This window comes from Paenibacillus sp. alder61, assembly GCF_020179875.1.
GTDB classification, from domain to species: domain Bacteria; phylum Bacillota; class Bacilli; order Paenibacillales; family Paenibacillaceae; genus Fontibacillus; species Fontibacillus faecis.
The window spans coordinates 161,510-186,125 of the sequence record NZ_JAIUDG010000002.1; the positions used below are offsets into that span (position 1 = coordinate 161,510).

Sequence of the window (24,616 nt, forward strand, 5' to 3'; positions counted from 1 at the left end):
TGGTGATTAAATGGCTGAGAAGATAAACGAAAATACATATGCAGTAATAATTGCGGTCGAGAATTATCAATTTGGTATTAAAAAAGTTGATTATGCAAAAAATGATGCTAATGCATTTCGACAGTGGTTAATAGAGAATCTTAAGGTTTCTCAAGATAATATCAAACTATGGATTGATGCAGATGTGACTAGATCAGCTTTAACTGAAGAGTTACGATATGAAATCTCCCGGCTATGTGAAAGTGATCAGTTCATTTTTTACTATGCCGGTCATGGATTTTTTGACGGTGGTTATAACAAAATAACAACATGGGATACCCATCCATACAATTATAAAGATACTACAGTTTCACTGAACCAGATATTGATGGAACCTCTTCGGCAATCAAAATGTAATAAAAGTTTGTTATTCATTGATGCCTGTGCCAGTAGAATTGATGAGCAATTATTAAGCAGGGAATTCATTGCCGATATGAACTTTAGCGAATTTATCGACTTTGTACGTTCTAGCAATTACAGAGCTATGTTTTTATCATGTTCACGCGGTGAAAAATCATATAGCAGTTCAATGCTTGGGCATGGTATATGGACGCACTTTTTATTAAAAGCACTAAAAGGAGAAGCACCCGAAGCAATAGAACAAGAAAGATTCATTACAAGTACATCACTCCAGAATTATCTTAGTAAAGTGGTACCAGATTTTATTAAGTTTAGTACTGATATTAGAGAAACTCAAAAACCTTGGGCTGAAGTATCTAGCTCTAACACCTTTATTATTTATGAAATACCCACGGGTAGTACTGCTAATAATACCGTCATTGATTATATTTTTATCCCGGAGAGACTTATTATAGATTTTGGAAACGACTTAATAATGGCTCCATTAAAAGGGCTTGAAAATGATGGTCGGAGCTATCCAATGTATGATTTTGAAGGATTAGAAGAAGTTGATGTGGAGGCTTTTTGTATAAGGATTAGTAAGGTAAAAAGTGAAATTAAAAATTTATTAGAAGAAATTATAGATTTTTTAATGGAATATGAATGGAAAGAAGAGGTGATTTTCGAAAAAAGTGATGACAAATTATTGGTTAGTGCTATTTTGTATGAGGATGTAGAGGCCGAAACTATAACGCTATCACTAAGTTTATATTTGCATATTTCTGGCCTTCACCCAATGGGAGATACTATTTTTTATTCGGAATTTAATGCTGAAGAAGATGAACTTAATTTTTCTACAGATGACAGTGCCTTTATATTAGATGCTGATGAATTTAAAATTATTTTTTCAGATTGTTGGGACGAAATCAGACGTTACTTTATAATTGAAAAAGAAATTGAAGAAGAAATGTTAGTGGGACTAGACGAAGATGATGAGTAGTTGGGGGACGATATTTTAGCAATTTTTAATTTATGCTTGTGATGAATTTGTTTGGAAATATACCCCTGCAATGGAGGTTTTATATGAATGACCCACATGTGAATTTTATAGAATATCATTTAGTTACAGATGATGAAATTGAATACTCAGTGGCTGCTGAACTTAAGTATGATAGTGAAGAGTTTGATATGCATTTAAAAAATGGTATTTTGACATGTAATTTTAAGAATCACTATTCAGAAGTTAAAGAAGCAAGAGAAGTGGTAGAAAAATTATTAAAGTCTTGGGAAATCGACACAGCTTTAAGGATAGGGATTGGGGAATTAAATTTTAAATTTCATAATGCTGATATTATTGATAGATCACCAAAAAAAGACAACATAATAAACTTGGGACCGATTAGATTAAGTGGTGGATCAACAATGGAAGCGAATTTGACTGTAGTAAGAGGAAGCTATCCCAAAGTTCCTACAGATTTTTTGGCAAGCCTTGATGTTGAGATATTATGGGCAAGGTATAAAATGTATCTCGATGGAAAGGATCAATTACTCAGTATGGCTTATTTTTGTTTGAGCTATCTTGAGGGTCTTGCTGGTTCAAGAAGCGAAGCTTCAATTAAGTATAAAATTGATATCGAAGTATTGAAAAGATTAGGAGAGCTTTCCTCGGAAAGAGGAGATAAATTATCTGCAAGAAAAGGAAAATCCAATTCTTTTTTACCAATAACAGATGATGAAAAGGTTTGGATTGAAAACATTGTAAAAAAGATCATTCGGCGTGTAGGGGAATATGAGGTTGATTCAGAGAATTTACCTGAGATTAAACTTTAGTTACGGGGAAGATAGGGATGCGAGCAATTTGCATCCCTATCTTAATCGCGACTTAGGATAGCTGAATACATTTCCATCCGATTCAGATCAATAATCATATTGCTGCTCTTCAAAACATCCAACCCAATTAGGCCATTTATTTGATCGATATCCTCATGAAAGACACCAAAATCAACATAAGCATTGTTCATAATGTAATCTCCTAGCTGAACTTGATCAATCCGCTTTCGGAAAGAGTATTCATCTCCTCCAATTCCAAAACTGCGTACAAGTTTGTCTCCATTTTCAAAGTGAATTCCGATTTGTGCCGCGAGATCGGAAGAGAGGAGAGAATGGGCTGCACCGGTGTCGATAACTAGATGATCGATGGTCAAGGAGCGTCCTTTATAATGGATCGTCATAGAGGTCTGCAGTAGATTATCGATATAATCGATCTTCATGTTATCGGCTCCTATAGAATGGAGGTTTTCTTAGCTCGATCGCAATTTTTTCTTGGCCGGTGTGGTAAACGATGTTATTGTCTTTGCATCTTAGGAGCTCTTTGGTCGCTTCGGAGGGGTCTTGAATGGCTCGAACCAGAGCTACCTCTTCAACGTACTGAATGTTATCTTCCGTATAGGAGTCGAGAATTTCAAGCAGTACATATTGATCGGGATAAACCGTACGAACTTCCTGCCATTGCATAAAATCACTCCATTTCTCAGTGTTTCATTTATAGAAATTATATCGTGTTTTGAGAGGCGGTCCCCCCAACACATAAGCCCATGAACCACATTATAAAAAGGACATGCAAATCAATATAAAGGCACAATAGGAGTGAATCGGCGGGCGAATTAAGTAGTAGTGCTGGTTTTCCGTTTGTGGCATGCGGTTTTTTGGAGTGATTTTGTTTTTAGTACACCACAAAGTTTTTGAAGTCGATAACCGCTTGACTTCTTGTGAAATAATCAACCCCGAGTATTGCATCAAAACCGTAAGGGATTTTTGTCATTGCTAATTGTAAAGTGTAATTTGAGAGATGGTTTGAATCGATTGAGATTTCGTCTATTGTTTGTTGAAATGCTAGTTCACTTTTGCCGCCAATCCCATACATTCGGACAGCTCTGCCGATTTCGGTGTTAATCGTGAGACCGATCGTAGACACGATGTCAGTATCAAATACCGAAATTGCACAGCCCGTGTCGAGGAGAACATTTTCTAGAGTAATCGTGCTAGATTTATAGCCTAATTTAACGGAAATAAGCGGCAGACCATTTTTCATGACAATCTTCATTGTAAGCCACGTACTCCAGTAAAGGGTTGCTCCATAATCTCAAGGTGCTCATGTGAGGTGTGGTAAATGTAATATTCCCGACTGGGATCTGCAAGGTGGTGTTCTTTGTAGGCTTGCCAGGCGCAATTCGTATCATCAAAATCAGAAATAACGGCCAGTTCCTCAACTTGCCGCTGTTGATTGGCGGATTTTGCGGAGATGGCTTCAAATAATACCCAGCGATCAGGAAACTGTTTTCTAACCTTAGGCCATTTCATATATAACACCTCAACTCTTTTTTATGATACTTTTATTTTACTATAACAAACATAGAGTTGAAATCAATTGAAAGTAGATCGAAGGCATATGGGAGAAAAAATCATGTTCAATTTCCAAAATCATACAAACTGTAATAGTCTCGAAGGAGTTCATCAGCGATAGCCAAGAGGAAGTGAAAGAAGTGAACATCCCCATATTAACCACAAAGCTGCATATTCCTCCAGCGCGATCGAAAGCGGTTCAACGCTCACATTTATTTGAACGCTTGTCTGAGGGGCAGCAAGGAAAAGTAACGCTAATCTCCGCTTCTGCAGGCTATGGTAAAACCACGTTGGTCAGCGAGTGGCTGGCTGACTGCAGACGTCGGGCCGCTTGGTTGTCGCTGGATGAAGGTGACAATGATCCTGGGCGATTTCTCCTTCATCTTATCGCTGCCATAAAGAACATCGTTGACGTTAACGACCAAGGTGTATGGAAAGCGCTGCAATCTCCGCAACCGTTGCCGATCCCATACATCCTTACTGCTTTAGTCAATGAAACATCATCCGGTTCAGATTCATTTATCCTCGTTCTTGATGACTACCACGTCATTGAATCTCAAACTGTGCATGAGGCTCTGTCGTTTCTGATCGATCATCAACCGTTACAGATGCATTTGATCATCATGACACGCGAAGAGCCGAAGCTGCCGATCGCCAGATTACGGGCAAAAAACCGATTAACCGAACTACGCGGAAACGACCTGCGTTTCACCCGGGATGAAGCGACGTTATTTTTTAACCAAATCATGGGGCTTCATTTATCATCGGCGGAGGTATTTGCTCTGGAGGCACGTACAGAAGGGTGGATTGTCGGGCTGCAATTAGCCGCGATCTCGATGCAGGGTTGTTCGAATACGACCCAATTTATTTCATCCTTTACCGGCAGCCACCGTTTTGTGTTGGACTATTTAATGGAAGAAGTCCTTATGCAGCAATCTGAAAAGGTTCAGACCTTTTTGCTTCAAACCTCCATTCTTGATCGATTTTGCGGCTCCCTCTGTGATGCCGTTCTACCGCAGGGGATGGGGGGAGATGAAATCCTGGCGTATCTTGAGCGTTCCAACCTATTCATGATCCCGTTGGATAGCGAGCGTCATTGGTACCGTTACCATCATCTTTTTGCCGATTTGTTGCGACAGCGTTTGTATCAAGCCAACAAGGACAAGACCGAGGAGATCGCCGTTCTACATACTAGAGCAAGCCATTGGTTTGAAGAGAATGACCTTGAGATCGAAGCTTTTCGGCACGCTGTGGCGGCTCAGGATGTGGATTGGGCTGCCACATTAATCGAGGGAAAGGGAATGCCTCTACATTTTCGCGGCGCCGCTCAGCCTGTATTAAATTGGTTGAAGCGCCAGGACGCGTCTACGCTTAACGAACGGCCGTCGCTCTGGGTGATTTATGCCTCCGCCTTATTGATGATCGGCCAAGCGGACGGAATCGAAGAAAAACTATCCGCTGCCGAAGCGGCCATGAAGCAGATCGATTCCAAAGAGGTAGATCCTGATCTAATCGGGCATATCGCATCGATCCGGGCCACGCTTGGAGTTACTCGGAACGAGACGGATACCATTATTGCCCAATCCCTCCTCGCGTTGGAGCAGCTGCATCCGAATAATCTGCCTGTGCGCGCGGCGACAAGCTGGACGTTAGGCGTTGCCTACCAGCTGCAGGGCGATCGCGCAGCCGCCAGACGAGCTTATACTGAAGCCTTATCGATCAGCAAGCGAATGGGGCACTTGATTATTACGCTAATGGCAACATTAGGTACAGGCCAGATTCAGGAGCTCGACAATCAGTTGAACCTGGCCGTGCAAACCTATAAACAAGTGATTGAACTAGCTGGCGAACCGCCGTTGCCGGCCGCTTGTGATGCTTACTTGGGCATGGCTCGCATCTTCTATGAATGGAACGATTTGGAGGCAGCCGAACGGCATATAGAGCAGAGTATCCTGTTGGCCAAGCAGATCGAAAACACGGATAGGCTATCCGATAGTGAATTATTTGCGGCAAAATTGAAACTTGCCAGACAAGATATTTCAGCATCGGAAGCTTTGTTGATTCAAGCTCGTCATGAAGTGCAGGAACGATCCTATCCTCACCTTTTGGGTGAAGTTCAACATTTGGAACTTCTTATTTCTCTTCATCACGGCAACTTTCCGGGAGCCGTCAAGCATTTGGAAACTAATGAATGGCCTGTTCTGCAATCAAGAATCCATATGATCCAAGGGAATGCAAGCGCGGCTCTGGCCCTACTGGCTACTTTGTATGACCAAGCGAGAGCGAAGCAATGGAAGAACGAACAGCTTAAGCTTCTTGTGCTCCAAGCCTTAGCCTTTCAGGTCCAAGGCGATCTGGAGAGGGCGCTTCAAAGATTAAAAGTTGCTTTGACACTGGCAGAGGATGAAGGTTTCGTTCGTCTTTTTGTTGACGAGGGTAAGCCCATGCTTGATTTGTTAACGGAAGCGGCTACCCGTCGGATCCAGCCGGAATATACCGGTTTTTTACTGTCCAACATGCATCATGAACAGAAGCTCAATCATTTCGCGATTCACAGTCCACCCATTCGCTTCGAACCTTTCAGCGATGCCTTAAGCCAGCGTGAACTGGAAGTTCTGCAACTGATTGCCCAAGGCCTCTCCAATCAAGAAATAGGGGATCGGCTTTTCCTGGCCTTAAGTACCGTGAAGGGGTATAATCGTAATATTTTTGACAAATTGCAGGTTAAACGGCGAACCGAAGCGATCGCACGTGCCAGAGAGCTCGGCCTGATATAACTGACTCCGGTCTTAAGCAATGCCGAAAGGCAAGGCTTGGGACTTTTTTAGTTCGCACCAACTTTAATACTTTAGTATCTACTCGGTCATACTTTGCAGCCAATATACTATTCGTAAAACACTCTGGCGGATCATCAGGTAAAAGGGGGAGGCGTCCTGCAAACCAACAGAAAAACGGCAGTCTACCTTGGGCTGCTGCTCATATTTAGTTTTGTTTTTGGAATATTAAGCTCCGTTCCTGCATTGGAACGTTCCGATTACCTTGTAAAGTTGTCGGAAATCGAAATGCAAGTTTTGGTGGCCACCTTTTTTCAAGCGGCAATGGCTGTAGTTTATGTCACGATAACCGTATTGGTATATCCAATCTTAAAAAAATACAACAAAAGTCTGGCGGTGGGATATTTCGGTTTCAGGCTTATTGGCTCCGGCTTTCTCTTTGCCGGTATAGGCTCTCTGCTTCTTTTATTAGGGGCGAGTCAGAGTTCTGCAGCTGCCGGCCAAGCTGACTTATCGTATTTTGAAGTTATCGCTGAATTGCTTAGACAAGGCAGAGATACTCTGAATCATATAGGAATGATACTGCCCTGGAGTATTGGCGGCTTGATCCTCTATTATGGCCTATATAAAACTAGACTTATCCCAGGGTGGCTCTCGATCGGGGGAATGATCGGTTCTACCTTGACTCTTCTGGCTACGTTACTGTTGATGTTGAACATCATCAAATTAACGAGCCCCATCTACTTTATCCTAAATGCGCCGATAGCTATTTGTGAGATGGTTCTGGCTGTATTTTTAATATTTAGAGGATTCAATCAAGTTAAAGTGTGAGAACAACCTGACGAAAATGTCGGATGGGTTGCCGTACGGCCGGATACATTAGTCAATCATGATGAAGAGAGTCCCTTTGATGTTTGTGAAGCTCCGGTAAGAAGCCCCATATTCAATGCGGGTAAAACAAGCAGAATCAATGTAAGTTATTTTATGGCTGAACTTGCGACGGATGATAAGTTGTGGAAGTATTGGGAATTCAAAACCCCGGTGATTTATAATAAATAGAGAGGCGGCGCATGAAGATCGCAGGCAAGTACGAATGGCAATGGATGATAATTGCGAAATATACCGTGACCCGAACGATAACCGTTGGATCGCCGTTTCGACATGGGGTGACCGGCGCAGTATCAATTATCGGACCCATTTCGATGCGATCACCTCATTCTTAAGCCTAGGCGGAGGGTTCAGGTATTTCAAATAACGAGCGGAGCGTAATTTCCATGAAGAAAATCGGAATCATGATGTTGCTTGTCTGGATTGTTTTCTTAAGCGGCTGTACTTCCCACAAAGAGATGAACAGTCCTTCATTGAAGGCATTCCGGGAACAAGTCAGCCAGGCGATCCCGGAGATCAAATCCTTGAAGACGGTAGCCTTACCGACACGGGTCACATTCCGGTATACTTTTGAGACGAAGCCGGATCTCTCGGTTCAACAAGACATCGTCAAGCGGACGGATAGCTATATGCGTACGGAAAACTTCGAGACCGAAGTGTTGGCGTCTTATTACGAAGCGTTCAGCAAGGAAGATCGCCTTCCACCCGATATCGTCGTCGCGATGGATACGGATGAGAACGGCGAAGCGAATTTTGAGTACTTGGCTTCATTTCAGCAGGACGGTGAGTGGACGTGGTCATACAGTGATTACCAGAATAAGGCGGAGAAAGTAACACTTCCTTAATGGAACGGTAAAGGACAACAATCTCATTTTTTAATAAAAAGGGGACGCTACTGAATTTGCGCCCCTTATTAATCGTAACTAAGTGTTACCGCATTCAATTCCATTTGATGCAAATCAATTATCATATTTCCGCTCTTCAAAACATCCAACCCAATAAGGCCATTGATTTGATCGATATCCTCATGAAAAACACCAAAATCAATATAGGCATTGTTCATAATGTAATCACCTAATTGAACTTGATCGATCAGCTTCCGGAATGAGTATTCGCCTCCGCCGATTCCAAAACTGTGTACAAGCTTGTCTCCATTTTCAAAGTGAATCCCGATTTGGGCCGCGATATCAGAAGAGATGAGCGAATGTGCTGCTCCGGTATCAATAACTAAATGATCGACTGTCAAAGAGCGTCCTTTATAGCTAATCGTCATAGAAGCTTGCAATAGGCTATCAATATATTCGATCTGCATGTTATCGGCCTCTATAGAATGGAGGTTTTCTCAGTTCGATCGTAATTTCTTCTTGGCCTGTATGGTACACGATGTTGTTATCTTTGCATTTTAAGAGTTCTTTGGTTGCCTCAGATGGGTCTTGAATGGCTCGGACAATAGCGACATCTTTAACATATTGCGTGTTATCTTCAGTATGGGAATCAAGAATTTCAAGCAGAACATATTGATCGGGAAAGATCGTGCGAACTTCTTGCCACTGCATCAAAATTCACCTCGTTCTTTGTATTTCATTTATAAAAATTATATCACTTTTTGTGAAATAGGAGATAATGAGGTAAATGAGACGCCTATTTAAGTTTAAACATTTCTAATCCCATGGATCAAATAACACAGGGAGCTACACGTAACCGATGAAATATCCGCCATTACTGAGGAAGGAGAATCTTAATGAGTTGGTTACAGGGTGGACCATTCTTAGAACTCAGTTTTTTAATTGAAGAATCTGAAACACTACTGCAGACAATAAACAGAATAACAAATTCTTTAGAAGTAAAAATAGAGCTGCATCATTCGCCTGAAAAGATTGATGAGTTTTACGAAGGGTATCCGTTTGATGAAGACGATCCGGAAGGGAAAACTGTTCATCAAGTTTGTTTGAACTTAACGGTTTGTACCCATAGAGTTCGCCAATCCCTACTCTTTGTTGAGAGAATAAACACCGATCTTCTCTGCTTCTCGATTTGCTTCTATGGTTCAGAGGTTGATGCGCACGAATGGGGACAACCTGGAATCAGGGAAGACGAGATGCCAGAATTTTATAATCTGCTGCGAGATATTTTTAATGAAATCCATTTTATTGTGGGTGGGTGTGCTTTTGAAGAAGATGTAAAAGCTTTCTTTGATACGGATGTATGCTGGCCTGATCCTAGTTATTCAGTGGAGAATATCACTTCGAGTCGAATAACCCGTAGAATGAATACTTTTAAACAGATCATTATAAATGACATCCTCAATAACAAGTTGGAGTGGGGTTCGAAAAATATTATTTTTAATAAAATACATAACGGAATTGAATGGATTAATTAAACTTCTCTGAGAAGGCGAATATAAGAAAACAATCACTTTGGTGGTGATCTCTATGAAGATAAAGCTTTTAGAATTGCGTTTTCTGAAGCAAAATAAGGTAAATGTTACTTTTTCTTCTGATTTAGGTATAGGCTTTGGGTATTGGAATTCAAGTAATCATGTTAAAGAGGGCATGGAGGTAGAAGTTGAGTTAGATATTCCGGGAACACTGTGCTTTGGTAAAGATATCGTCGAATCTATGGATGAAGCACCGAAGCTATATATAAGTATGGATAAAGTAAATCTCATTGGTCGAGTGGAACAAATTGAATACGATAATATTATAGCTGTTCGTCTAGGTCACAGTATTTTGTTGATTGAAGTTGATGACCCTTCCATGTTTGAGGCAGGGAGATGGATCAAGATTCAAACTAATGAACTACAGATAACCGATTTTATGTTTTGAGATCTCTAAGAGGAATCAATGGCTAGGGCGTTTCATGAATCCCCGCATATATATTAGGAGGAAAAATGGATAAAATAAATTGCTTAGAATCCAGACCTTCAAGTCGGTATGATGACTATGATCCTGAGCAGGATGGAAATAAAAACACGAAATTTGCTGATCTAATCATTGACGGCAGGTCACTGTATCAAATGCTCAAGAAGTACGATTTGGTTCCGTGTCTTGGGTGGGGGAGTGAAGAGAACCAAAGACAAATGATTGATTACTTTTTATTGAAGCAACCACATCCATACATGTATTTTAGATATCCCATCATGGTATGTCCTTGGTGCGGGGATGAAGATTGTGGCTTTATATCCGTTTTTATAGAAAGAGAAGGAGACATTGTTATTTGGAAGAATTTCAAACTTGAACCTGAGTATAAACCTATTCATTTAGGGCCATTTTATTTCAGGTGGCGAGACTATGAAAGTGCGATAAATAAGACATTTGGAACTGCAGGGATTCAATAACATTCTAAGTAATCTCAGCGTATGATCAATTATTGAAGGTGAATCTGAATGTTTGACAGTAGTTCTATAATAAAAATGATTGATGCTGCGGCAACCCAAAAGAATTATAAAGAAATAGAAAAGCTAATAAATGTAATGGACATCCGAGTTCAACATGAAATACATAGCTTATTAAATGAGTCCACGATTGAAATAATTACTGAAAATAAGGACAATATCGATATTGCTTCAAGTGTAAAAGAGCACATCATTTGGTTGCATTTTTATTCAGATAAACAAATTGGAAAGCACATTTAGTTCAAAGGAATTTATAAAGCAAATTGAAATTTGGAAGAAGAGAAATGGTTATAGTTGAATACATGAATCTTTTACAATCTGCCTATGTAAGCAAAATATCGATATTGCGAGCATTGCCTGCGGATGTATAATCGAGGAAAGAAGCTCAGACAACAAACGACCCAGCCGAAGATAAGAGTTATCTAGGGCTGGGTCATTTCGTGAATACCAGAGCTTAATATCCTGATACAGAAAGAGGGTTGATTCCATGAAAATCGCATTCATTTTATTCAACGGAGTTACATTTCTTGATTTTGTCGGGTTTTATGACGTGATCTATCGTTTAAATCAGTTTGACCAGACTAAAGGAACGACTTGGGATATTTGTGGCGTAACCGAGGAAGTGACGGATGAACTTGGCATGAAGGTAAAGATCAATGTCATTAAGCCTGATTTGTCCGGGTATGATCTTGTTTTTATTCCAGGAGGCATAGGAACGAGGAAGCTCAAAGATGATGCGGACTTCATCGATTGGATCAAGACGGCGGGGCCGGTTAAGTATAAGGTATCGGTATGTACGGGTTCATTGTTGTGGGGAGCGGCGGGGTTTTTGAAAGATAGGAAAGCAACAACCCACCCCAATGTCTATGACTTGTTGGAGCCTTATTGTTTAGAGGTCATTCCATCCCGAATTGTGAAGGATGGGAGCGTAATCACCGCAGGAGGAGTAGCGACATCCATTGATTTAGGCCTTTTTATAATTCGATTGTTTGCTGGAGCGGAAGCGGTCCATGTGGTGAAGAAGCAGTTGGATTATCCATATACGGCAGTTGGAATTGTGGAAGTGTAGGCATTTTTGTGTTGGTGACATTTTACAAGAAACATCCAGGTTCTAAAGTTAGTGAGAGGATTAAGATAAATATGTTTAAGGTTGTATTTTTTGATGTTGACGGTACTCTTTTGAGCGAGATTGACAGGAGCATTCCGCAAAGTACAAAAGAAGCAATTAATCAGTTAATTAACAAAGGTATAACGGTGGTGGTCGCGACAGGGAGACCGTATAGTTTGTGCGAAGAGTTTGTTTCTATGGGCATTAACACAATTATTTCCGCAAACGGGGCACTTATAAAAAGTGGTAGCAACGTCATTTATAAGTCAACGCTTTCTACAGAAAGCATTCGAGATATCTCGGCATTTGCTGAATTAAATGGACACGGCGTTTCTTACTTTACAGAGGCGTTCGCCATGAATGGAATTGGGTCAGATGATCAACGAGTTATGGAGGCGCTCAAAGAGACGTTGAGTATTACGCAGTACCCCGAAAAAATGGGTATGGCAGAAGAAGTTTACTGCATGTGCCTGTATGCAGATGACAGTGAAGCTCAAAAATATATAGTTAAATTCCCCAAGCATAGGTTCGTGAGGTTTCACAGATATGTCATGAATGTGCTTGAAGAAACGGAAGTTTCCAAATCAACAGCGATTCAAAAGGTTCTTGATTATTTAAAGATTGACAAATCTGAAGCTATTGCTTTTGGTGACGGAGGAAACGACGTAGATATGTTGGAGTATGTTGGTTTGGGGATTGCAATGGGAAATGGTGAGCCTCGTTTAAAACAGGCAGCGGACTTTGTTACGAGAAAAGCAAGTGAAGGGGGTATTATGTACGCATTAAAAGTATTCGGGATCATTTAAATGTTAGAGCCGAGAGAGACTTACTAAACTTAATAACGAGAGGGAGTAGGGGATGCGAATTTTCTTTCGGATCATTACGGTTTCTATTTTTTTTGTGATTTGCGGATGCTCAACACAAGAAAAACTAAATTTTGAAGACCGTATGAAAGCTGTTATTGAATACAAGCAATATGAAGTAGAGGCAGAACACTCCGATAAAGTAAAGCAATGGTTAGACCAGGTCCGTTCTACCGGGGAAGAAGACCGATATTTTATTCTTCAAGATCCCGATGAAGACGAAGGCTATGTGTATTCGTATGTATACCGAAAGGGTTCATCCGATTATGAGGTTTCATTTATCTACGACCCAAGCGATCAAAGCAGCACAGAGAAAATTCATGTAACCGGAATAAACAACGACCCCTCCAACGAAAAATTTGTAAAGATTAAATCCATAAAAAATGGCGAATCCACACTCTTTATTTTCTCAGATGAAAGTTTGAAGAATAGATTGATAAATTAATATAACGAAGGCAGAAGCCGGCTCCCTATAATGGAAACCGGCTTTTGCAATATGGGCGGGCGTTAGCTCTGTATTTTAAAAGTGAAAGAAAATATGTCACTGAAATTTATATTGGGCGAGTTAGGGAAGAAGCTATATCCTCGCTTTCAGCAAGTAAAATCAAACAATGAAAATTCCATCACTCTATAATGGGTATAGAGTCGTTGAAACGAGGTGAACAGACGAATGTACGAGTGGCACAAGCAAATCCAAATCATCGTTGACGAAATTGACGAGTGTATTCAACATCGTAACGGTGAAGCGATATCTCTTGGATTTCTTTCCCGCAAGTTAGGTTATTCCGAATTTCATACGACGAGAAAATTTAAGGAAATATCAGGTATGCAATTTAGGGATTATCTGCGGCATAGAAAATTGGCCTTTGCCCTAAAAGAGGTACGGGATAGTGACAAAAGCCTGTTGGATATTGCGTTTGAATATGGTTTTTCATCACATGAAGCTTTTACCCGAGCCTTTAAGGGAACCTATGGTGTAACTCCAAGTGAATACCGAAAACAGCCTATGCCTGTTGCCCTTCGTACAAAAATCACCCCTTTCGACCGCTACTTTTTCGGATTGGGAGAGATCGGTATGATCAAATCGGCAGATGGGGTTAACGTTTATTTTGTAACCATTCCCGCGCACAAATTTTTGCATATCAAAAACGATGAGAGTAATGGGTATTGGGATTTTTGGCAAAAGCAAAGTCTTATTCCCGGCCAGGACTGCGAAACCATATGCGGCTTGCTCGATAGCATCAAGGGTAAATTGGATGACGATGGCGGGAGCGTAACGAACAGCGGCAGCGGTCAGATTATGGCGTACATCATTGACCCGGGCGGCAGACTCTGCGGTTGGGGGATTCCACGTACAGAGTGTTATGGTGTGCGACTTCCTTTGGATTATCAAGGCGAAGTCCCCCCACAAATGCTTTTGATTGATGTTCCCGAAGCCGATTATCTTGTCTTTGAACATGGGCCGTTCGATTATGAACAGGAAAATCGCAGTGTGGAGGAAAAGCTGGAACAAGCAATGGCAACTTTTGATTTTGCAGGCACCGGTTACTGTCTGGATGCTTCCCCCGGTAGAATCATTTACATGTATCATGATCCGGAGCGGTTTTTTAAGTATATCAGACCGGTGCGAAAGTCATAATCGTTAGAAGCATCTGCCCAATGCGGCAGGTGCTTTACTACATCCGATTAAGTCCTGATGACACCGCTCCTCAACCAAGTGATAAAAGTCAAAGCGCCCATAAGCTAAAATTAATATATATTTCAATAATACGTGGGGGTGAAGAAACCATGACGGACAAAAAGATCATAGTACAATTTACTATGCTGACATTTTTCATAGCCTTTCTTGTATCCGGTGCTTTGATTGCTCTTGGGCCATTCGGATATTCGGTTCACAATTGGGTTCACACATTCCAGCAATTCATGATGAATATTCCTTTTGCAATCTATATCTTGTCGCCCGCTATTGCTTCGTATATCGTTCTGAAGAAAAACAAAAAAGTAGCGGATTTTATGGAATGGTTGAAAACGGTTTTCTATGTCAAAAACAACCTATTTGCCTATTTGTTCGTTGTTGCAGGGCTTGCTTTATACTTCGTAATACATATCGCGGTTTCAGCCCGCACGGAAATGGCGCTTCCATTCTATACGCTTTTACTTTCACTGCCAGGCAATCTTATAATCGGCGGCTTGGAGGAAGCTGGTTGGATGTAAATATTGCAGCCTAAACTCAGCAAAAAATACGGCTTTGTTTTATCTTGTGTTTTTACCGGAATTATTTGGACTGCATGGCACATCCCTCTTTTCTTCATTCCGGGGACGAATCACGGAGAGGGACTCATTAACTTTTGGATGTTTGCCGTTCAAGTTATGGCGTTTCGGTTTTTTTACGGAGCAATCTACACAATATCAGGAAAAGGCCGTGTGTTTATGTGCGTATTATTCCATACCATGTTCAATGCCGCATCCCCCATCTTCGGCACGACGACTATGACTTGGGCGGGGACCATTGCCGCAAATGCTCTGATTGTTCTTGTTTCAATTGTAACCGTTGTATTGTACGACAAGAGGCATAATTGAATCCCTTGACATTGACGTCGTGTCGCACTTTATGATCTGTATGAGAAAGGAGATCAGGCATGAGCAATTTAAATGCTGGCAACTGGGATTCCGGAAATATGTTCGGCTGGCTTGAAGATCTATTAATTCCAGTCAAAGAAAAGAAGGGTGAGATCCATGAAAGCATCAGAGATTCAGAAGGCAAGAATAGCTGAGATTGAAAATCAGGCGGATTTGATGATTAAAGAGATTAAGGTCGCTACACTTACTTCAATCACAAGGCAACACATTTTGAAAAACAATTCCAAAGCTTCGGTGTGTTACTTTAAAGACTCTAATAAAGCAAATTTAGAACTTGCAGATACAAAACTAGGTAACCAATATCATCGATTCTTTCGAAATTCGCTTGGAGTCCGGCGGACTCATATGACTGGGCGACAGCCTTGCTACGCGAGAAATATACAGAGTTGAAAAAGGCATCCCTTGGCTGAGGAGGAGGCAGGTTTGATGCAGATTACACCCAATCTTCATTTTAAGGTTCGATGTAAACAGGCAATTCAACTATACAAGGAGGATATACGATGTTAAACGAACTTCAATCCGTACATAACGACTTTATAACAGTCATGAAAGTAGAACAAGGTGTGCTGGGGGCATGGTATTTTGGCTCTGCCGCTCATGGGACAATGGACGTTCATTCCGATATCGACATTGTTTTTCTCGTGGAAGAAGGCGCTTATTCGTTGGTGGATGAAAAACTCACAGTTATGCTTGAAGACGTATGTGATGAAGTTATCCTTTGTTGGCCGGAGGATTTTAACAGCCAGGCCATCAAAAACTATGGCTATATTTTACGGCAGAAGGAGCATCTGTTTCAGTATGATGTGTTCCTATTAAACAAAGGGAAAATAGACGACGATATGTGCCGGATTCATTACACCGAGTTGCAAGCAAAGGATATCGTCTTTGATCGGGATGGTAGTGTGCAAGCGTTGATAAACGAAGGTATTAAAGGGGGGCTATGGCAGGATGACCTGCATAAGCTCATCACGACTTACTGGTTTCATGTGCAGATGTCAGCCAAATATTTTGCACGTAAAGACTTTTTTAAGTTAAACGGGGTCCTGCGCATATTGATGGATACGCATAGCTCTTTGCTGTTGACGTCATATGATCAAATCACCTGGGGCGGCGCTGCCAGCAAGCTACATTATATAGATGAAACAAAACAAAAGCATTTGATGAAATATGGCTGTACAGAAGATTTGGTGATGGTCAGAAAGAACCTCCTGCAAGCCATGGAATGGTTTGAGGACGATGTCAGAGAAATCGCAGTGCCGGATGAAAGCATACTCAGCCCAAGAGCCATCGATCTTATCAAGCAGGACTGGATTATAAAAACCGGATCTATTATTAATTTGTAATGGAGGAGATTGTAATGATCAAAAGTTTCGGCGGGATTAATCTTGCAACAAAGGATGTCGGCGCGTTGGTTCATTTTTATGATGACGATTCGAATATGTACGCATGGTATAGAAAAAAACGAAAGGGCTTTCAAGTGCAAAGGAGGGCTCCTTATGAACATCAGCTCACAGGTTTATGTTAAAGGCAGTATGGAAGCTGTCGGTCTATATTGCCGGGCATTCGGTTTGGAGAAAGGCCTTGAAATTAAGGACGAGGCAAAAAATGAATATGCGCACTGCGAGTTGACGCTAAACGGCAAGCTGTTCATGGCCGTCAGTGAAGCGCCTAAGGAATGCGACACCAGCCAAAAAACGGCTTGGCAGACCATGGCCTTTAATGTATACGACATGGGGAGTGAGGAAGCTGTCCGGCAGGCCTACGATATCCTGAAAGACGGCGGTACCGTCATCGACCCGCTCGGTCCGTGTGACTGGAATCCTTATTGTTCAAACTTGATTGACCGTTTCGGCGTCTTTTGGTGGATTGCTATATGACAAAGCAAGGCTCGCGTATGTAAACTGTTTTCTTCCCAAAAAGAAAATGTCGGAGAGTGGAATATCTATACTTCTAGTCCCGAGATGGAGGGGAGCGGGAGTTATCTCTTCATGGTTGCGACAGAATTTAATAATTCACTTGATTTGTCTAAATTAGATGGAATGACTCTGGATTTTATGCATATTTTGCCGGCGAAATGGTTGATTATTCGGGTTTCGTCTCACGAGGAGATGGATCATGTACATAAACGTACATTAGTAGATCGTTGCATAGAGGATGTTGGATATAGATTAGACTTTGATAATAATAAGCCGATCATGGAATTTCAACCCATTGCCTGTACACAAAAAAGGAGCGTGAAGACTATGAAATTTAGGATCATCTCGATCCCGCCGTTTAAGGCGGTATCCTCGGGGGGTGATAAGCACTCCATTATGCGATGGGGCATATCATCACGCCGCCGGAAGTGATTAAGGCCACAAGATATGCACCCAGCCAAAGATCAGAGCAATCTAAGGCTGGGTCATTTCGTTGAATGCAAGAACGCTATGCGAAACGTAGGAGAAAACATGAAAGGTATTTTTTAACTTTATGGATTGGTCTAAACTTAGAGTACTTATAAAAGATTTTATTACTCCTGAACTAAGAAAACGAATAGATATCCATGAGACAAGATACCGAAAAGCTCATGATGGCTATGGGGAAGTTTGGATTACTTTAGACGGCGAAAAGATATTCGGTGGTGGGTATTATCATTGGTACATGAATACTTTGCCTATAGATGGTGCTTCTTTAGCTGTTGAATATGGAATTCATAAAGACTTTTACAAAACCCATATTGAGTCAAAGCAAGTAGAAGAAGTGATGAGATCAGGATTACATGAAACAAGCCATATTACTATGAACTTGAGAAGTTATTTGTCAACCCCATTCCAAGAAATCATTGAATCTAATAACCCAATATATAAGGCATTCGGATTGGTAGATAGGAGATTGGGAAGAAGAAGATTTTATAAAATACAATTAGAAGAGCATGAACATCCATTGGTGAAAAGGTTTTATGAGCTTAGAAGAGAGTTGTTTGAAACTTAATTTGAAAATATGTTATGGGGCATAGATGTTGATCATTTCTCAATATTATTTGAGAGGTATTTTGCAGGCGATGAATTCGCGAACTCGAAATAACTCACCGAAAGTTCAAGCGTATGGAAGAAGTCTTTTGAAACGAATATATAATAATCAGTTAATATGAAAGGAATTCATATGGAACGTTCTGAAGACATAGTAACGAATAATGCACTGTCCGTTCTCGCATACATAATTATACAAGTCGCTGGAGACGTCATCTTATTCTATTATAGTAACCAAACAGTAGTGTTTTATTTGGTCACTGGTGTGTCGTTAATCATTTATCTTATTATAGGTTTCACAGTATTAAAAAATAACAGAACCTATCTTTCTGATTACTTTTCCGTCTCAACCATAGCTATTGTAGGAATCTCAATATGGTTACTGTTCTTTTTTTACTATATATCGGATTCTAGCGGATTTATGCCTGATTTGATTTGGGCTTTATATGCGTACTATAACAACCTCAGTATGATTGTGATGATAAGAGAATCCGAATATGAATATTATTATGTAATCATGTTGCTTTTGAATCTCGTACCCAGTTTTATGTTTTGGCTTGGGTTATCATTAAAACGATACTATATGAATTATAGACGAGGGATGAAATAACTTAGAAGAGGGATCCTTCTCATCTACTCGGGACGGATCTTGTTGATCAAGGTATGGTATACAACATGGGAGCAAGTCATATTAAAAAGGATGAAAATGCAAAGATGAGTATAAAAAAAACAGGTGTAATCCTATTTCCTCTTTTTAGCGAGTATGAATTAACTGTTGCCTTATCTATTTTGAAACAAGGAAACCATCCAATAACAACCATTGGAATCACCTCAGATATGATTAGGGGGGAGTCAGATTTAAAGTGTGTTGCCGATTGTACAATATATGATGCAGATATTGAGAGTCTGGACAGTATTTTGATACCTGGTTGTATGGATATATCCACTTTATTTGATAATGAGGATTTAGTATCCTTCATTAAAAGATGCGCTGAGTACAATAAAGAACTCATCATAGCAGCGATATCGAGTTCACCTTATTTACTGGCGAGAGCCGGAATACTTGAAAACCGGAAATATACCACCGGCATCAATGAAGAGGATAGAAAACAGCTAGGGATATTTAATGAGGATAATTATTGTAATGATTTAGTCGTGCAAGATGGAAATTTATTAACTGCAAGAGGAAGAGGATTTACAGAGTTTGGAAATAAGTTAGGACATTTATTAAACTTGGATTTTAATTCGGATTGGTATACGGGAAAACCATAAACGGGAAATTCAATAAAGGATCGGAGCTATCATTGAGGCTAAGTCATTTTGTATATATAAGAACAAGGAGGCATTTTTTTCATGGGAATGTCAGACTATTATAAAAACCTGCGAGAGAAGATGGGAAGCGAGCTTATCCTTTTGCCGAGTGTAGCTGGCGTGATTAGAAATGATCAAGGTGAAATTCTTTTCGGAAGAAAACACAATCAAGAGCACTGGGGCTTAATTGCCGGCGCAATTGAGATTGGAGAAACCCCTGCTCAAGCTATGGTTAGAGAAGCATTGGAAGAGACGGGGCTTGATGTTGAACCGGAGCGAATTATAGGAGTATATGGTGGGGAAGAACAGAGGTTTACTTATGGGAACGGTCATCAAGTCGAATACCTAACTATTGTTTTTGAATGCAAGATCAAGGCTGGACAGTTAATCTCAGATAATGAAGAGATGAAGGATCTCAAGTTCTTTCCCGAAGACCAAATACCACCGATCGCAATCAAGTACCCGGATTATATATTCAGTTCAAGACAAGATGAAAAGGCACATTTTATAAAATGAATAGAGAACTAGTTACGTCATATCTACGCCCTTGGTTCGCGGGAAAAGAAAGGCGGGCGATTTTGCGCCTTACTCATTTACAGAAGCAAAGCGGATGTTATTTGAGAACTCTTCATTTGCATTCCCGGAAGGCGAATCGAATGAGGAAGCTCAGAAAAGAGCTACAAAGGTTATACTGAACATTCTCAATAAATACGAAGGTAAGAATATTGTAATCGGGACTCACGGAGATATCATGACGTTAATGATGAATCATTTCGATCCCCAATACGATTATCAATTCTGGCGCACTACAACGATGCCGGACATATATAAGGCAGTGTTCCAAGGACAGAAATTAGTAAGTACAACAAGACTCTGGGAAAAAATGCTCCGTTAACCGCATCGCGGCTCGCTCCTGACGAAACTTAAGTCGATGGAACGTCGTAAATAGGGTAACCTTATACGTTACATACGATTACTCTAAATTCAAACAATGTACCGCTGGCGAAACAAAGGAGGAGGCGGCCATGGATTCGGATTGGAAGCGGGCGGAGGAAGCCTTAAAGCTTGTCGAGGTGACAGGTTATGAAAACAATAAGCCGGTTTCGGTCATTCATGTCCCGGAAAATTTACGCTGTATCGGGATCGGTACGGATGCTGCCGTTTTTTATGATCCGGCCACTCCTGAGTACGCGTACAAAGTGTATACCGCTCAGGCTTTAGAAAAGAAGGATATTGAGGCAGGGATTTATGATCGGTTAGCAGGATCGCGTTATTTTGCCAGGTGCTATGGTGTGGGTCCTAACTATTTGGTGTTAAGTTTGGAACAGGGAATGACGTTATACGATTGTCTTCTGCAGGGTGTGCCGGTTCCCGAGCAAGCCATCCTGGACGTGGAGGAAGCGCGTCAGTTCGTCCGAAGTCGAGGGTTGAACCCCAGGGACATTCACCTTAAGAACGTTCTCCTGCAGGAGGGGAGAGGAAAAGTCCTCGATGTTTCGGAATACATCCAAGAGGGGAACGACAATCGTTGGGAGCATTTGGTTTGGGCGTATCAGCACGTTTATCCTCTGGTCAAAGGGACAAAGGTTCCGTTATGGATGCTGGAAACCGTGACCAACTGGTACAACCGGATCGATACGGCAAACTTCGGGATCGAAGACTTTGCGAAGCGAGTGAGCGGGTTGTTTTTTGGTAAGCGGAAATAAGTGAGGGCCGCTCCACCAAAACATTTATAAGAACGAATTTGAAAAGGAAGCGTTGAAAGGAGAAAGAACACCGATGATACTTGGATTATATGAAGCGCATCTACCCGTGAGTAATTTACAAAAATCCATCGAATTCTATTCGAATTTAGGACTGGAAATGGCCTGGAAAGATGAAGATACCGCTTTCTTTTGGATTGAAAGAGAAAAGAGCTGGATTGGTCTTTGGCAAGGAGAAGAACATAAAACATCTTATCATCCGTCACTAAGACATATCGCGTTTAGGGTTAGTTATGAAGATCTTAAGGATAGCTTAAATTGGCTTCGGTCTATTCATGTTGCCCCGGTGCCGTTCGGAAAAAGAGATTCCATCGATCCCTTTGTTCGACCGAATCAGGGGAACGCATCGGTATATTTCAATGATCCGGATGGGAATAGTTTGGAGTTCATGTGTTTTATAGATGTCCCTGAAAACTTGAAGAATATATCAACGAAATTATCAATAGAGGAATGGGAAGCTCTTTTAAATGAGTCGAATTAAAAGCCCGATAGAGATATTAATAGAAACACAGTACCTCGTCAAGATTAAAGAGGGAGGCTAACCGCTCGGGTTAGCCTCTTTAAATTTCTTTCTCAATTCTTCGCCCTAAAAGGCCTGTAGAACTCCCGAATGTCCTCGGCCAAAGCCTCCGGTTCTTCCCAAACGGTAAAATGTCCGCCCCGAGGCATCGAAGTCACGCGGGTTACATTCAGGTGGCGTGCAGCCCACGCTTTAGGCGGAAGCAAGACATCCGCCGGGAATAAGGCTAGGGCTGTCGGAACCTCGATGTAGCCGAGCGGCGGCAAAGAATGCGCGTTTTCATAGTATAGATGCGCTGACGATGCGATGGTGTTGGTCACCCAATAGACCATGATATGCGTGATGAGTTCGTCTTCACTGAATCTTTGCTTGAGGTCACCTTGGCAATCACTCCAAGCCCGGAATTTCTCCATCAGCCAACCCGCCAATCCTGACGGGGAGTCGGAAAGTCCATAAGCCAGCGTTTGGGGGCGTGTCGATTGAATGGACATGTAGCCTCCCTCTTGAGCCACCCAGGCCGATGCCGCTTGCTTGTAACGCCGTTCTTCCTCCGAAAGTTTGGCCTCATCGGCAGCAGACATCAGATCCCTGATAATCCCGATATCGGTGAGGTGAATTCCGTATAGCAGTTCGGGATGGTTGGCCGCCAGGTATCTGGTCACGCCGGAGCCGACATCCCCGCCTGCGGCGCCAAATTTGGGGTAGCCTAATTCTTCGGTCATAAGCTTGGCCCACATGTCGGCGACATGCTTATTGTTAACGCCGGGCTGTTTAGGGCGGCTAGAGAACCCGAATCCGGGTACGGAAGGGACGATCACGTCAAAAGAATCCTCGGGGTTACCGCCATAGCTGGCCGGATCCGTTAGAAGCGGAATGACTTTTTGATAACGCAGGTAACTGTCGGGCCATCCGTGGGTAAGAATCAGGGGCAACGGGTTAGGTCCCTTCCCGCGCTCATGTACAATATGCACGTCGATGCCGTCGATATGACAGCGAAACTGGGCTAAGCGGTTCAACGCGGATTCTTGCGCGCGCCAATCATATTGGTCTCTCCAATACGAAACGAGCGATTTTAAGGTGGTTAATTCCGTGCCGCGTTCCCAACCCGTGTCTTCGACTTGATCCGGCCAACGGATGTGCCGCAGCCTGTACTGCAGATCGTCCAGGATCTCATCGGGGACGTGAATATGAAAACGTTCAACAGCCATGTTTGACTCCTCCTTTGGTTGCTATATAAATTGAACTTGAGTTTTACTAATAGGCAAGAGTGTGAAATGATTCTGGAGAAGCGAAGCGTTCGCCTTTGTGAACGGATTTTCACATTAAAAGTCAATTAAAAAAATCTGGGAACAACAGCGATCGGAAGAACATTACACACTCTTGCCTTACAAGTAAATCAATAGTTCAATTTATATACAACGTCATTATATCCCTCCCCCCGGTGTGATACACTGGCATAAATGAAGGTTCTGACTATACTATTTGATAGGTGAACGCTATGCCGCAATTCGACCGTTACAAAAACCGCCTGGTGAACATTGAATTTGCCCCCGTGGAGGATCTGAGTCATCTTCCTTACCCCGATCGGCTTTCTCTCGTTTTCGTCACGTCCGGGAGCATGAGAGGGATACTGAACGAACGTCCCATATCGATTGCCGCCCCCTGTATCCTGTGTCTGGCGGAAGAGGATGAGCTAAAAATTGCGGAGGAGCAGAACGTGGCTGCACAATCCTTTCATTTTCAACGCGAATTTCTGAACTCCGTACCCGATTCCGAGACGCAGCGCGATCTTCGGATGGCTCCGAGAATTCGGACGGGCCTTTCCCTTTTTCAAAGAGATGATGCCCATACAGGTGTGCCCTGTATAACGGAAAAAGCTTATCCGCTCCTGTTCGAATGGTTTTTTGTGCTCGGTACGGAAGTGCAGGCGCAGAGCGATGAACGGTGGAGGTGCCGAATCAAGAAATACCTGATCCAGATTTTGGGCATGCTCGAGGATTTAAATCGGAGCAGCGAACAATCGCCGGTGGATCTGGTTCTGGAATACATCCATACGAATTATTTCAGAAAAATTGCTTTGGAAGATCTGACGAAATGCGCCCATTTGAACCGGGTGAGTCTGAACAAGCTGTTTCAGGAAAGATACGGAATTACCGCCATGGGTTACTTGCTTACGCATCGCTTGAAGGTAGCGGGCGATCTGTTAACGCATACGGATATGAATCTGAACGATATCGCCCGTGCCACCGGATTTGAATACGACACCTACTTTATCAAGCAATTCACGTCCAAGAGAGGACTATCGCCGACCGCGTATCGGGTGGCCTCCCGGAAGTTGGCGGCATTTCTGTAGGAGGCTTACTATCGTAGACCGAATTGAAGTCACCCCTGATGAATCAACCAAAGAAGCTGGCGCCTAGAGTGCTTCCAGACTCCCAACTCCAAAAGGATGCAAATCTGCAGGTATTTAGACCGATTCCCGAGGGAATGTGAAAAAAGATGCAAATCTGCAGGCATTTCCAGCGATTTTAGAGAAACGAGCCGGTTTCGTCGAAAATTCCTGCAGA

30 protein-coding genes and 1 pseudogene are annotated in these 24,616 nt (G+C 42.0%); 24 read left to right on the plus strand and 7 right to left on the minus strand.

Annotated features, from left to right (window positions below; translation table 11 throughout):
* Nucleotides 1-10: 10 nt before the first annotated feature.
* On the plus strand, nucleotides 11-1,378 hold the full coding sequence (locus LBW89_RS02655) for a caspase family protein (RefSeq protein WP_225038391.1): 1,368 nt from the start codon (nucleotides 11-13) through the stop codon (nucleotides 1,376-1,378).
* An 83-nt stretch (nucleotides 1,379-1,461) separates the two neighbouring features.
* Nucleotides 1,462-2,208 (plus strand): hypothetical protein, encoded by a 747-nt coding sequence (locus LBW89_RS02660; protein WP_225038392.1) that lies wholly within the window; start codon nucleotides 1,462-1,464, stop codon nucleotides 2,206-2,208.
* Nucleotides 2,209-2,249: 41 nt separating this feature from the next.
* Here the strand turns inward: LBW89_RS02660 and LBW89_RS02665 are convergent, their stop codons facing one another.
* The 4 genes from LBW89_RS02665 to LBW89_RS02680 form a co-directional block, all read right to left on the minus strand.
* Nucleotides 2,250-2,648 (minus strand): retropepsin-like aspartic protease, encoded by a 399-nt coding sequence (locus tag LBW89_RS02665; RefSeq protein ID WP_068785507.1) that lies wholly within the window; start codon nucleotides 2,646-2,648, stop codon nucleotides 2,250-2,252.
* A 1-nt stretch (nucleotide 2,649) separates the two neighbouring features.
* A complete protein-coding gene (locus tag LBW89_RS02670) occupies nucleotides 2,650-2,892 on the minus strand; it encodes a hypothetical protein (protein WP_068785508.1) in 243 nt (80 codons plus the stop codon).
* 208 nt (nucleotides 2,893-3,100) lie between these two features.
* Complete coding sequence (locus tag LBW89_RS02675) at nucleotides 3,101-3,481, minus strand: aspartyl protease family protein (RefSeq protein ID WP_225038393.1); 381 nt, start codon at nucleotides 3,479-3,481, stop codon at nucleotides 3,101-3,103.
* Nucleotides 3,478-3,738, minus strand: coding sequence for a hypothetical protein (locus LBW89_RS02680; RefSeq protein ID WP_212938201.1), 261 nt, complete (start codon nucleotides 3,736-3,738; stop codon nucleotides 3,478-3,480). The genes LBW89_RS02675 and LBW89_RS02680 overlap by 4 nt, the downstream gene beginning before the upstream one ends.
* Before the next feature lie 182 nt (nucleotides 3,739-3,920).
* On the opposite strand from LBW89_RS02680, the gene LBW89_RS02685 reads away from it, so the two are divergent.
* The 3 genes from LBW89_RS02685 (at nucleotide 3,921) to LBW89_RS02695 (ending at nucleotide 8,287) form a co-directional block, all read left to right on the plus strand.
* Nucleotides 3,921-6,557 (plus strand): LuxR C-terminal-related transcriptional regulator, encoded by a 2,637-nt coding sequence (locus tag LBW89_RS02685; RefSeq protein ID WP_225038394.1) that lies wholly within the window; start codon nucleotides 3,921-3,923, stop codon nucleotides 6,555-6,557.
* A 201-nt stretch (nucleotides 6,558-6,758) separates the two neighbouring features.
* Nucleotides 6,759-7,385 carry a DUF4386 domain-containing protein gene (locus tag LBW89_RS02690; RefSeq protein WP_225038500.1) on the plus strand — a complete coding sequence of 209 codons (627 nt, stop codon included), beginning with the start codon at nucleotides 6,759-6,761 and terminating at the stop codon, nucleotides 7,383-7,385.
* Nucleotides 7,386-7,828: 443 nt separating this feature from the next.
* Nucleotides 7,829-8,287, plus strand: a complete 459-nt coding sequence (locus tag LBW89_RS02695; RefSeq protein ID WP_225038395.1) for a hypothetical protein — start codon at nucleotides 7,829-7,831, stop codon at nucleotides 8,285-8,287.
* A gap of 68 nt (nucleotides 8,288-8,355) precedes the next feature.
* On the opposite strand, the gene LBW89_RS02700 is transcribed toward LBW89_RS02695, so the two are convergent.
* Together LBW89_RS02700 and LBW89_RS02705 are read right to left on the minus strand one after the other, a co-directional pair.
* The gene (locus LBW89_RS02700) at nucleotides 8,356-8,754 is read right to left on the minus strand and encodes a retropepsin-like aspartic protease (protein WP_225038396.1); all 399 of its coding nucleotides are present in this window, start codon (nucleotides 8,752-8,754) and stop codon (nucleotides 8,356-8,358) included.
* Nucleotide 8,755: 1 nt separating this feature from the next.
* Nucleotides 8,756-8,998 (minus strand): hypothetical protein, encoded by a 243-nt coding sequence (locus tag LBW89_RS02705; RefSeq protein ID WP_225038397.1) that lies wholly within the window; start codon nucleotides 8,996-8,998, stop codon nucleotides 8,756-8,758.
* A 185-nt stretch (nucleotides 8,999-9,183) separates the two neighbouring features.
* Here LBW89_RS02705 and LBW89_RS02710 point away from each other — a divergent pair, with 185 nt between their 5' ends.
* From LBW89_RS02710 to LBW89_RS02795, 18 genes and pseudogenes are all read left to right on the plus strand, one after another.
* On the plus strand, nucleotides 9,184-9,822 hold the full coding sequence (locus tag LBW89_RS02710) for a hypothetical protein (protein WP_225038398.1): 639 nt from the start codon (nucleotides 9,184-9,186) through the stop codon (nucleotides 9,820-9,822).
* A gap of 52 nt (nucleotides 9,823-9,874) precedes the next feature.
* The gene (locus tag LBW89_RS02715; protein WP_225038399.1) at nucleotides 9,875-10,267 is read left to right on the plus strand and encodes a hypothetical protein; all 393 of its coding nucleotides are present in this window, start codon (nucleotides 9,875-9,877) and stop codon (nucleotides 10,265-10,267) included.
* Between the two features lie 65 nt (nucleotides 10,268-10,332).
* The gene (locus LBW89_RS02720; RefSeq protein ID WP_225038400.1) at nucleotides 10,333-10,779 is read left to right on the plus strand and encodes an oxidoreductase; all 447 of its coding nucleotides are present in this window, start codon (nucleotides 10,333-10,335) and stop codon (nucleotides 10,777-10,779) included.
* 48 nt (nucleotides 10,780-10,827) lie between these two features.
* Nucleotides 10,828-11,076 (plus strand): hypothetical protein, encoded by a 249-nt coding sequence (locus LBW89_RS02725; protein WP_225038401.1) that lies wholly within the window; start codon nucleotides 10,828-10,830, stop codon nucleotides 11,074-11,076.
* A 247-nt stretch (nucleotides 11,077-11,323) separates the two neighbouring features.
* Complete coding sequence (locus tag LBW89_RS02730; protein WP_225038402.1) at nucleotides 11,324-11,905, plus strand: DJ-1/PfpI family protein; 582 nt, start codon at nucleotides 11,324-11,326, stop codon at nucleotides 11,903-11,905.
* Nucleotides 11,906-11,976: 71 nt separating this feature from the next.
* Nucleotides 11,977-12,750 carry a Cof-type HAD-IIB family hydrolase gene (locus LBW89_RS02735; RefSeq protein WP_225038403.1) on the plus strand — a complete coding sequence of 258 codons (774 nt, stop codon included), beginning with the start codon at nucleotides 11,977-11,979 and terminating at the stop codon, nucleotides 12,748-12,750.
* Between the two features lie 52 nt (nucleotides 12,751-12,802).
* Nucleotides 12,803-13,252: a hypothetical protein gene (locus tag LBW89_RS02740; protein WP_225038404.1), complete on the plus strand. Its 450-nt coding sequence runs from the start codon at nucleotides 12,803-12,805 to the stop codon at nucleotides 13,250-13,252.
* A gap of 225 nt (nucleotides 13,253-13,477) precedes the next feature.
* Complete coding sequence (locus LBW89_RS02745; protein ID WP_148452267.1) at nucleotides 13,478-14,446, plus strand: helix-turn-helix transcriptional regulator; 969 nt, start codon at nucleotides 13,478-13,480, stop codon at nucleotides 14,444-14,446.
* 149 nt (nucleotides 14,447-14,595) lie between these two features.
* Nucleotides 14,596-15,387: pseudogene (locus LBW89_RS27650) on the plus strand (CPBP family intramembrane glutamic endopeptidase).
* Nucleotides 15,388-15,446: 59 nt separating this feature from the next.
* Nucleotides 15,447-15,581, plus strand: coding sequence for a hypothetical protein (locus tag LBW89_RS27420; protein WP_263639000.1), 135 nt, complete (start codon nucleotides 15,447-15,449; stop codon nucleotides 15,579-15,581).
* Nucleotides 15,582-15,947: 366 nt separating this feature from the next.
* Nucleotides 15,948-16,790 carry a nucleotidyltransferase domain-containing protein gene (locus LBW89_RS02760; RefSeq protein ID WP_148452270.1) on the plus strand — a complete coding sequence of 281 codons (843 nt, stop codon included), beginning with the start codon at nucleotides 15,948-15,950 and terminating at the stop codon, nucleotides 16,788-16,790.
* Nucleotides 16,791-16,943: 153 nt separating this feature from the next.
* Complete coding sequence (locus LBW89_RS02765; protein WP_148452272.1) at nucleotides 16,944-17,324, plus strand: VOC family protein; 381 nt, start codon at nucleotides 16,944-16,946, stop codon at nucleotides 17,322-17,324.
* Nucleotides 17,325-17,916: 592 nt separating this feature from the next.
* Entirely contained in the window at nucleotides 17,917-18,417 is a 501-nt protein-coding gene (locus LBW89_RS02770) for a hypothetical protein (protein WP_225038407.1), read from the plus strand.
* A gap of 713 nt (nucleotides 18,418-19,130) precedes the next feature.
* Entirely contained in the window at nucleotides 19,131-19,727 is a 597-nt protein-coding gene (locus tag LBW89_RS02775) for a DJ-1/PfpI family protein (RefSeq protein ID WP_225038408.1), read from the plus strand.
* An 81-nt stretch (nucleotides 19,728-19,808) separates the two neighbouring features.
* On the plus strand, nucleotides 19,809-20,282 hold the full coding sequence (locus LBW89_RS02780; RefSeq protein WP_148452278.1) for an NUDIX domain-containing protein: 474 nt from the start codon (nucleotides 19,809-19,811) through the stop codon (nucleotides 20,280-20,282).
* Nucleotides 20,283-20,376: 94 nt separating this feature from the next.
* Complete coding sequence (locus LBW89_RS27845) at nucleotides 20,377-20,661, plus strand: histidine phosphatase family protein (protein WP_148452280.1); 285 nt, start codon at nucleotides 20,377-20,379, stop codon at nucleotides 20,659-20,661.
* Between the two features lie 130 nt (nucleotides 20,662-20,791).
* Nucleotides 20,792-21,472 (plus strand): serine/threonine protein kinase, encoded by a 681-nt coding sequence (locus LBW89_RS02790; protein WP_225038409.1) that lies wholly within the window; start codon nucleotides 20,792-20,794, stop codon nucleotides 21,470-21,472.
* Nucleotides 21,473-21,545: 73 nt separating this feature from the next.
* Complete coding sequence (locus LBW89_RS02795) at nucleotides 21,546-22,010, plus strand: VOC family protein (RefSeq protein ID WP_225038410.1); 465 nt, start codon at nucleotides 21,546-21,548, stop codon at nucleotides 22,008-22,010.
* A gap of 92 nt (nucleotides 22,011-22,102) precedes the next feature.
* Here LBW89_RS02795 and LBW89_RS02800 read toward each other — a convergent pair whose 3' ends face one another.
* On the minus strand, nucleotides 22,103-23,257 hold the full coding sequence (locus tag LBW89_RS02800) for an epoxide hydrolase family protein (protein ID WP_225038411.1): 1,155 nt from the start codon (nucleotides 23,255-23,257) through the stop codon (nucleotides 22,103-22,105).
* Nucleotides 23,258-23,547: 290 nt separating this feature from the next.
* Between LBW89_RS02800 and LBW89_RS02805 the strand changes: the two genes are divergently transcribed.
* Entirely contained in the window at nucleotides 23,548-24,402 is an 855-nt protein-coding gene (locus tag LBW89_RS02805; RefSeq protein WP_225038412.1) for a helix-turn-helix domain-containing protein, read from the plus strand.
* Nucleotides 24,403-24,616: the final 214 nt, after the last annotated feature.

Coding starts and splice junctions, on each gene's coding strand:
- LBW89_RS02655 (WP_225038391.1), top strand. CDS start 11: ATGGCTGAGAAGATAAACGAAAATACATATGCAGTAATAATTGCGGTC.
- LBW89_RS02660 (WP_225038392.1), top strand. CDS start 1,462: ATGAATGACCCACATGTGAATTTTATAGAATATCATTTAGTTACAGAT.
- LBW89_RS02665 (WP_068785507.1), bottom strand. CDS start 2,648: ATGAAGATCGATTATATCGATAATCTACTGCAGACCTCTATGACGATC.
- LBW89_RS02670 (WP_068785508.1), bottom strand. CDS start 2,892: ATGCAATGGCAGGAAGTTCGTACGGTTTATCCCGATCAATATGTACTG.
- LBW89_RS02675 (WP_225038393.1), bottom strand. CDS start 3,481: ATGAAGATTGTCATGAAAAATGGTCTGCCGCTTATTTCCGTTAAATTA.
- LBW89_RS02680 (WP_212938201.1), bottom strand. CDS start 3,738: ATGAAATGGCCTAAGGTTAGAAAACAGTTTCCTGATCGCTGGGTATTA.
- LBW89_RS02695 (WP_225038395.1), top strand. CDS start 7,829: ATGAAGAAAATCGGAATCATGATGTTGCTTGTCTGGATTGTTTTCTTA.
- LBW89_RS02700 (WP_225038396.1), bottom strand. CDS start 8,754: ATGCAGATCGAATATATTGATAGCCTATTGCAAGCTTCTATGACGATT.
- LBW89_RS02705 (WP_225038397.1), bottom strand. CDS start 8,998: ATGCAGTGGCAAGAAGTTCGCACGATCTTTCCCGATCAATATGTTCTG.
- LBW89_RS02710 (WP_225038398.1), top strand. CDS start 9,184: ATGAGTTGGTTACAGGGTGGACCATTCTTAGAACTCAGTTTTTTAATT.
- LBW89_RS02715 (WP_225038399.1), top strand. CDS start 9,875: ATGAAGATAAAGCTTTTAGAATTGCGTTTTCTGAAGCAAAATAAGGTA.
- LBW89_RS02720 (WP_225038400.1), top strand. CDS start 10,333: ATGGATAAAATAAATTGCTTAGAATCCAGACCTTCAAGTCGGTATGAT.
- LBW89_RS02725 (WP_225038401.1), top strand. CDS start 10,828: ATGTTTGACAGTAGTTCTATAATAAAAATGATTGATGCTGCGGCAACC.
- LBW89_RS02730 (WP_225038402.1), top strand. CDS start 11,324: ATGAAAATCGCATTCATTTTATTCAACGGAGTTACATTTCTTGATTTT.
- LBW89_RS02735 (WP_225038403.1), top strand. CDS start 11,977: ATGTTTAAGGTTGTATTTTTTGATGTTGACGGTACTCTTTTGAGCGAG.
- LBW89_RS02740 (WP_225038404.1), top strand. CDS start 12,803: ATGCGAATTTTCTTTCGGATCATTACGGTTTCTATTTTTTTTGTGATT.
- LBW89_RS02745 (WP_148452267.1), top strand. CDS start 13,478: ATGTACGAGTGGCACAAGCAAATCCAAATCATCGTTGACGAAATTGAC.
- LBW89_RS27420 (WP_263639000.1), top strand. CDS start 15,447: ATGAGCAATTTAAATGCTGGCAACTGGGATTCCGGAAATATGTTCGGC.
- LBW89_RS02760 (WP_148452270.1), top strand. CDS start 15,948: ATGTTAAACGAACTTCAATCCGTACATAACGACTTTATAACAGTCATG.
- LBW89_RS02765 (WP_148452272.1), top strand. CDS start 16,944: ATGAACATCAGCTCACAGGTTTATGTTAAAGGCAGTATGGAAGCTGTC.
- LBW89_RS02770 (WP_225038407.1), top strand. CDS start 17,917: ATGGATTGGTCTAAACTTAGAGTACTTATAAAAGATTTTATTACTCCT.
- LBW89_RS02775 (WP_225038408.1), top strand. CDS start 19,131: ATGGGAGCAAGTCATATTAAAAAGGATGAAAATGCAAAGATGAGTATA.
- LBW89_RS02780 (WP_148452278.1), top strand. CDS start 19,809: ATGGGAATGTCAGACTATTATAAAAACCTGCGAGAGAAGATGGGAAGC.
- LBW89_RS27845 (WP_148452280.1), top strand. CDS start 20,377: ATGTTATTTGAGAACTCTTCATTTGCATTCCCGGAAGGCGAATCGAAT.
- LBW89_RS02790 (WP_225038409.1), top strand. CDS start 20,792: ATGGATTCGGATTGGAAGCGGGCGGAGGAAGCCTTAAAGCTTGTCGAG.
- LBW89_RS02795 (WP_225038410.1), top strand. CDS start 21,546: ATGATACTTGGATTATATGAAGCGCATCTACCCGTGAGTAATTTACAA.
- LBW89_RS02800 (WP_225038411.1), bottom strand. CDS start 23,257: ATGGCTGTTGAACGTTTTCATATTCACGTCCCCGATGAGATCCTGGAC.
- LBW89_RS02805 (WP_225038412.1), top strand. CDS start 23,548: ATGCCGCAATTCGACCGTTACAAAAACCGCCTGGTGAACATTGAATTT.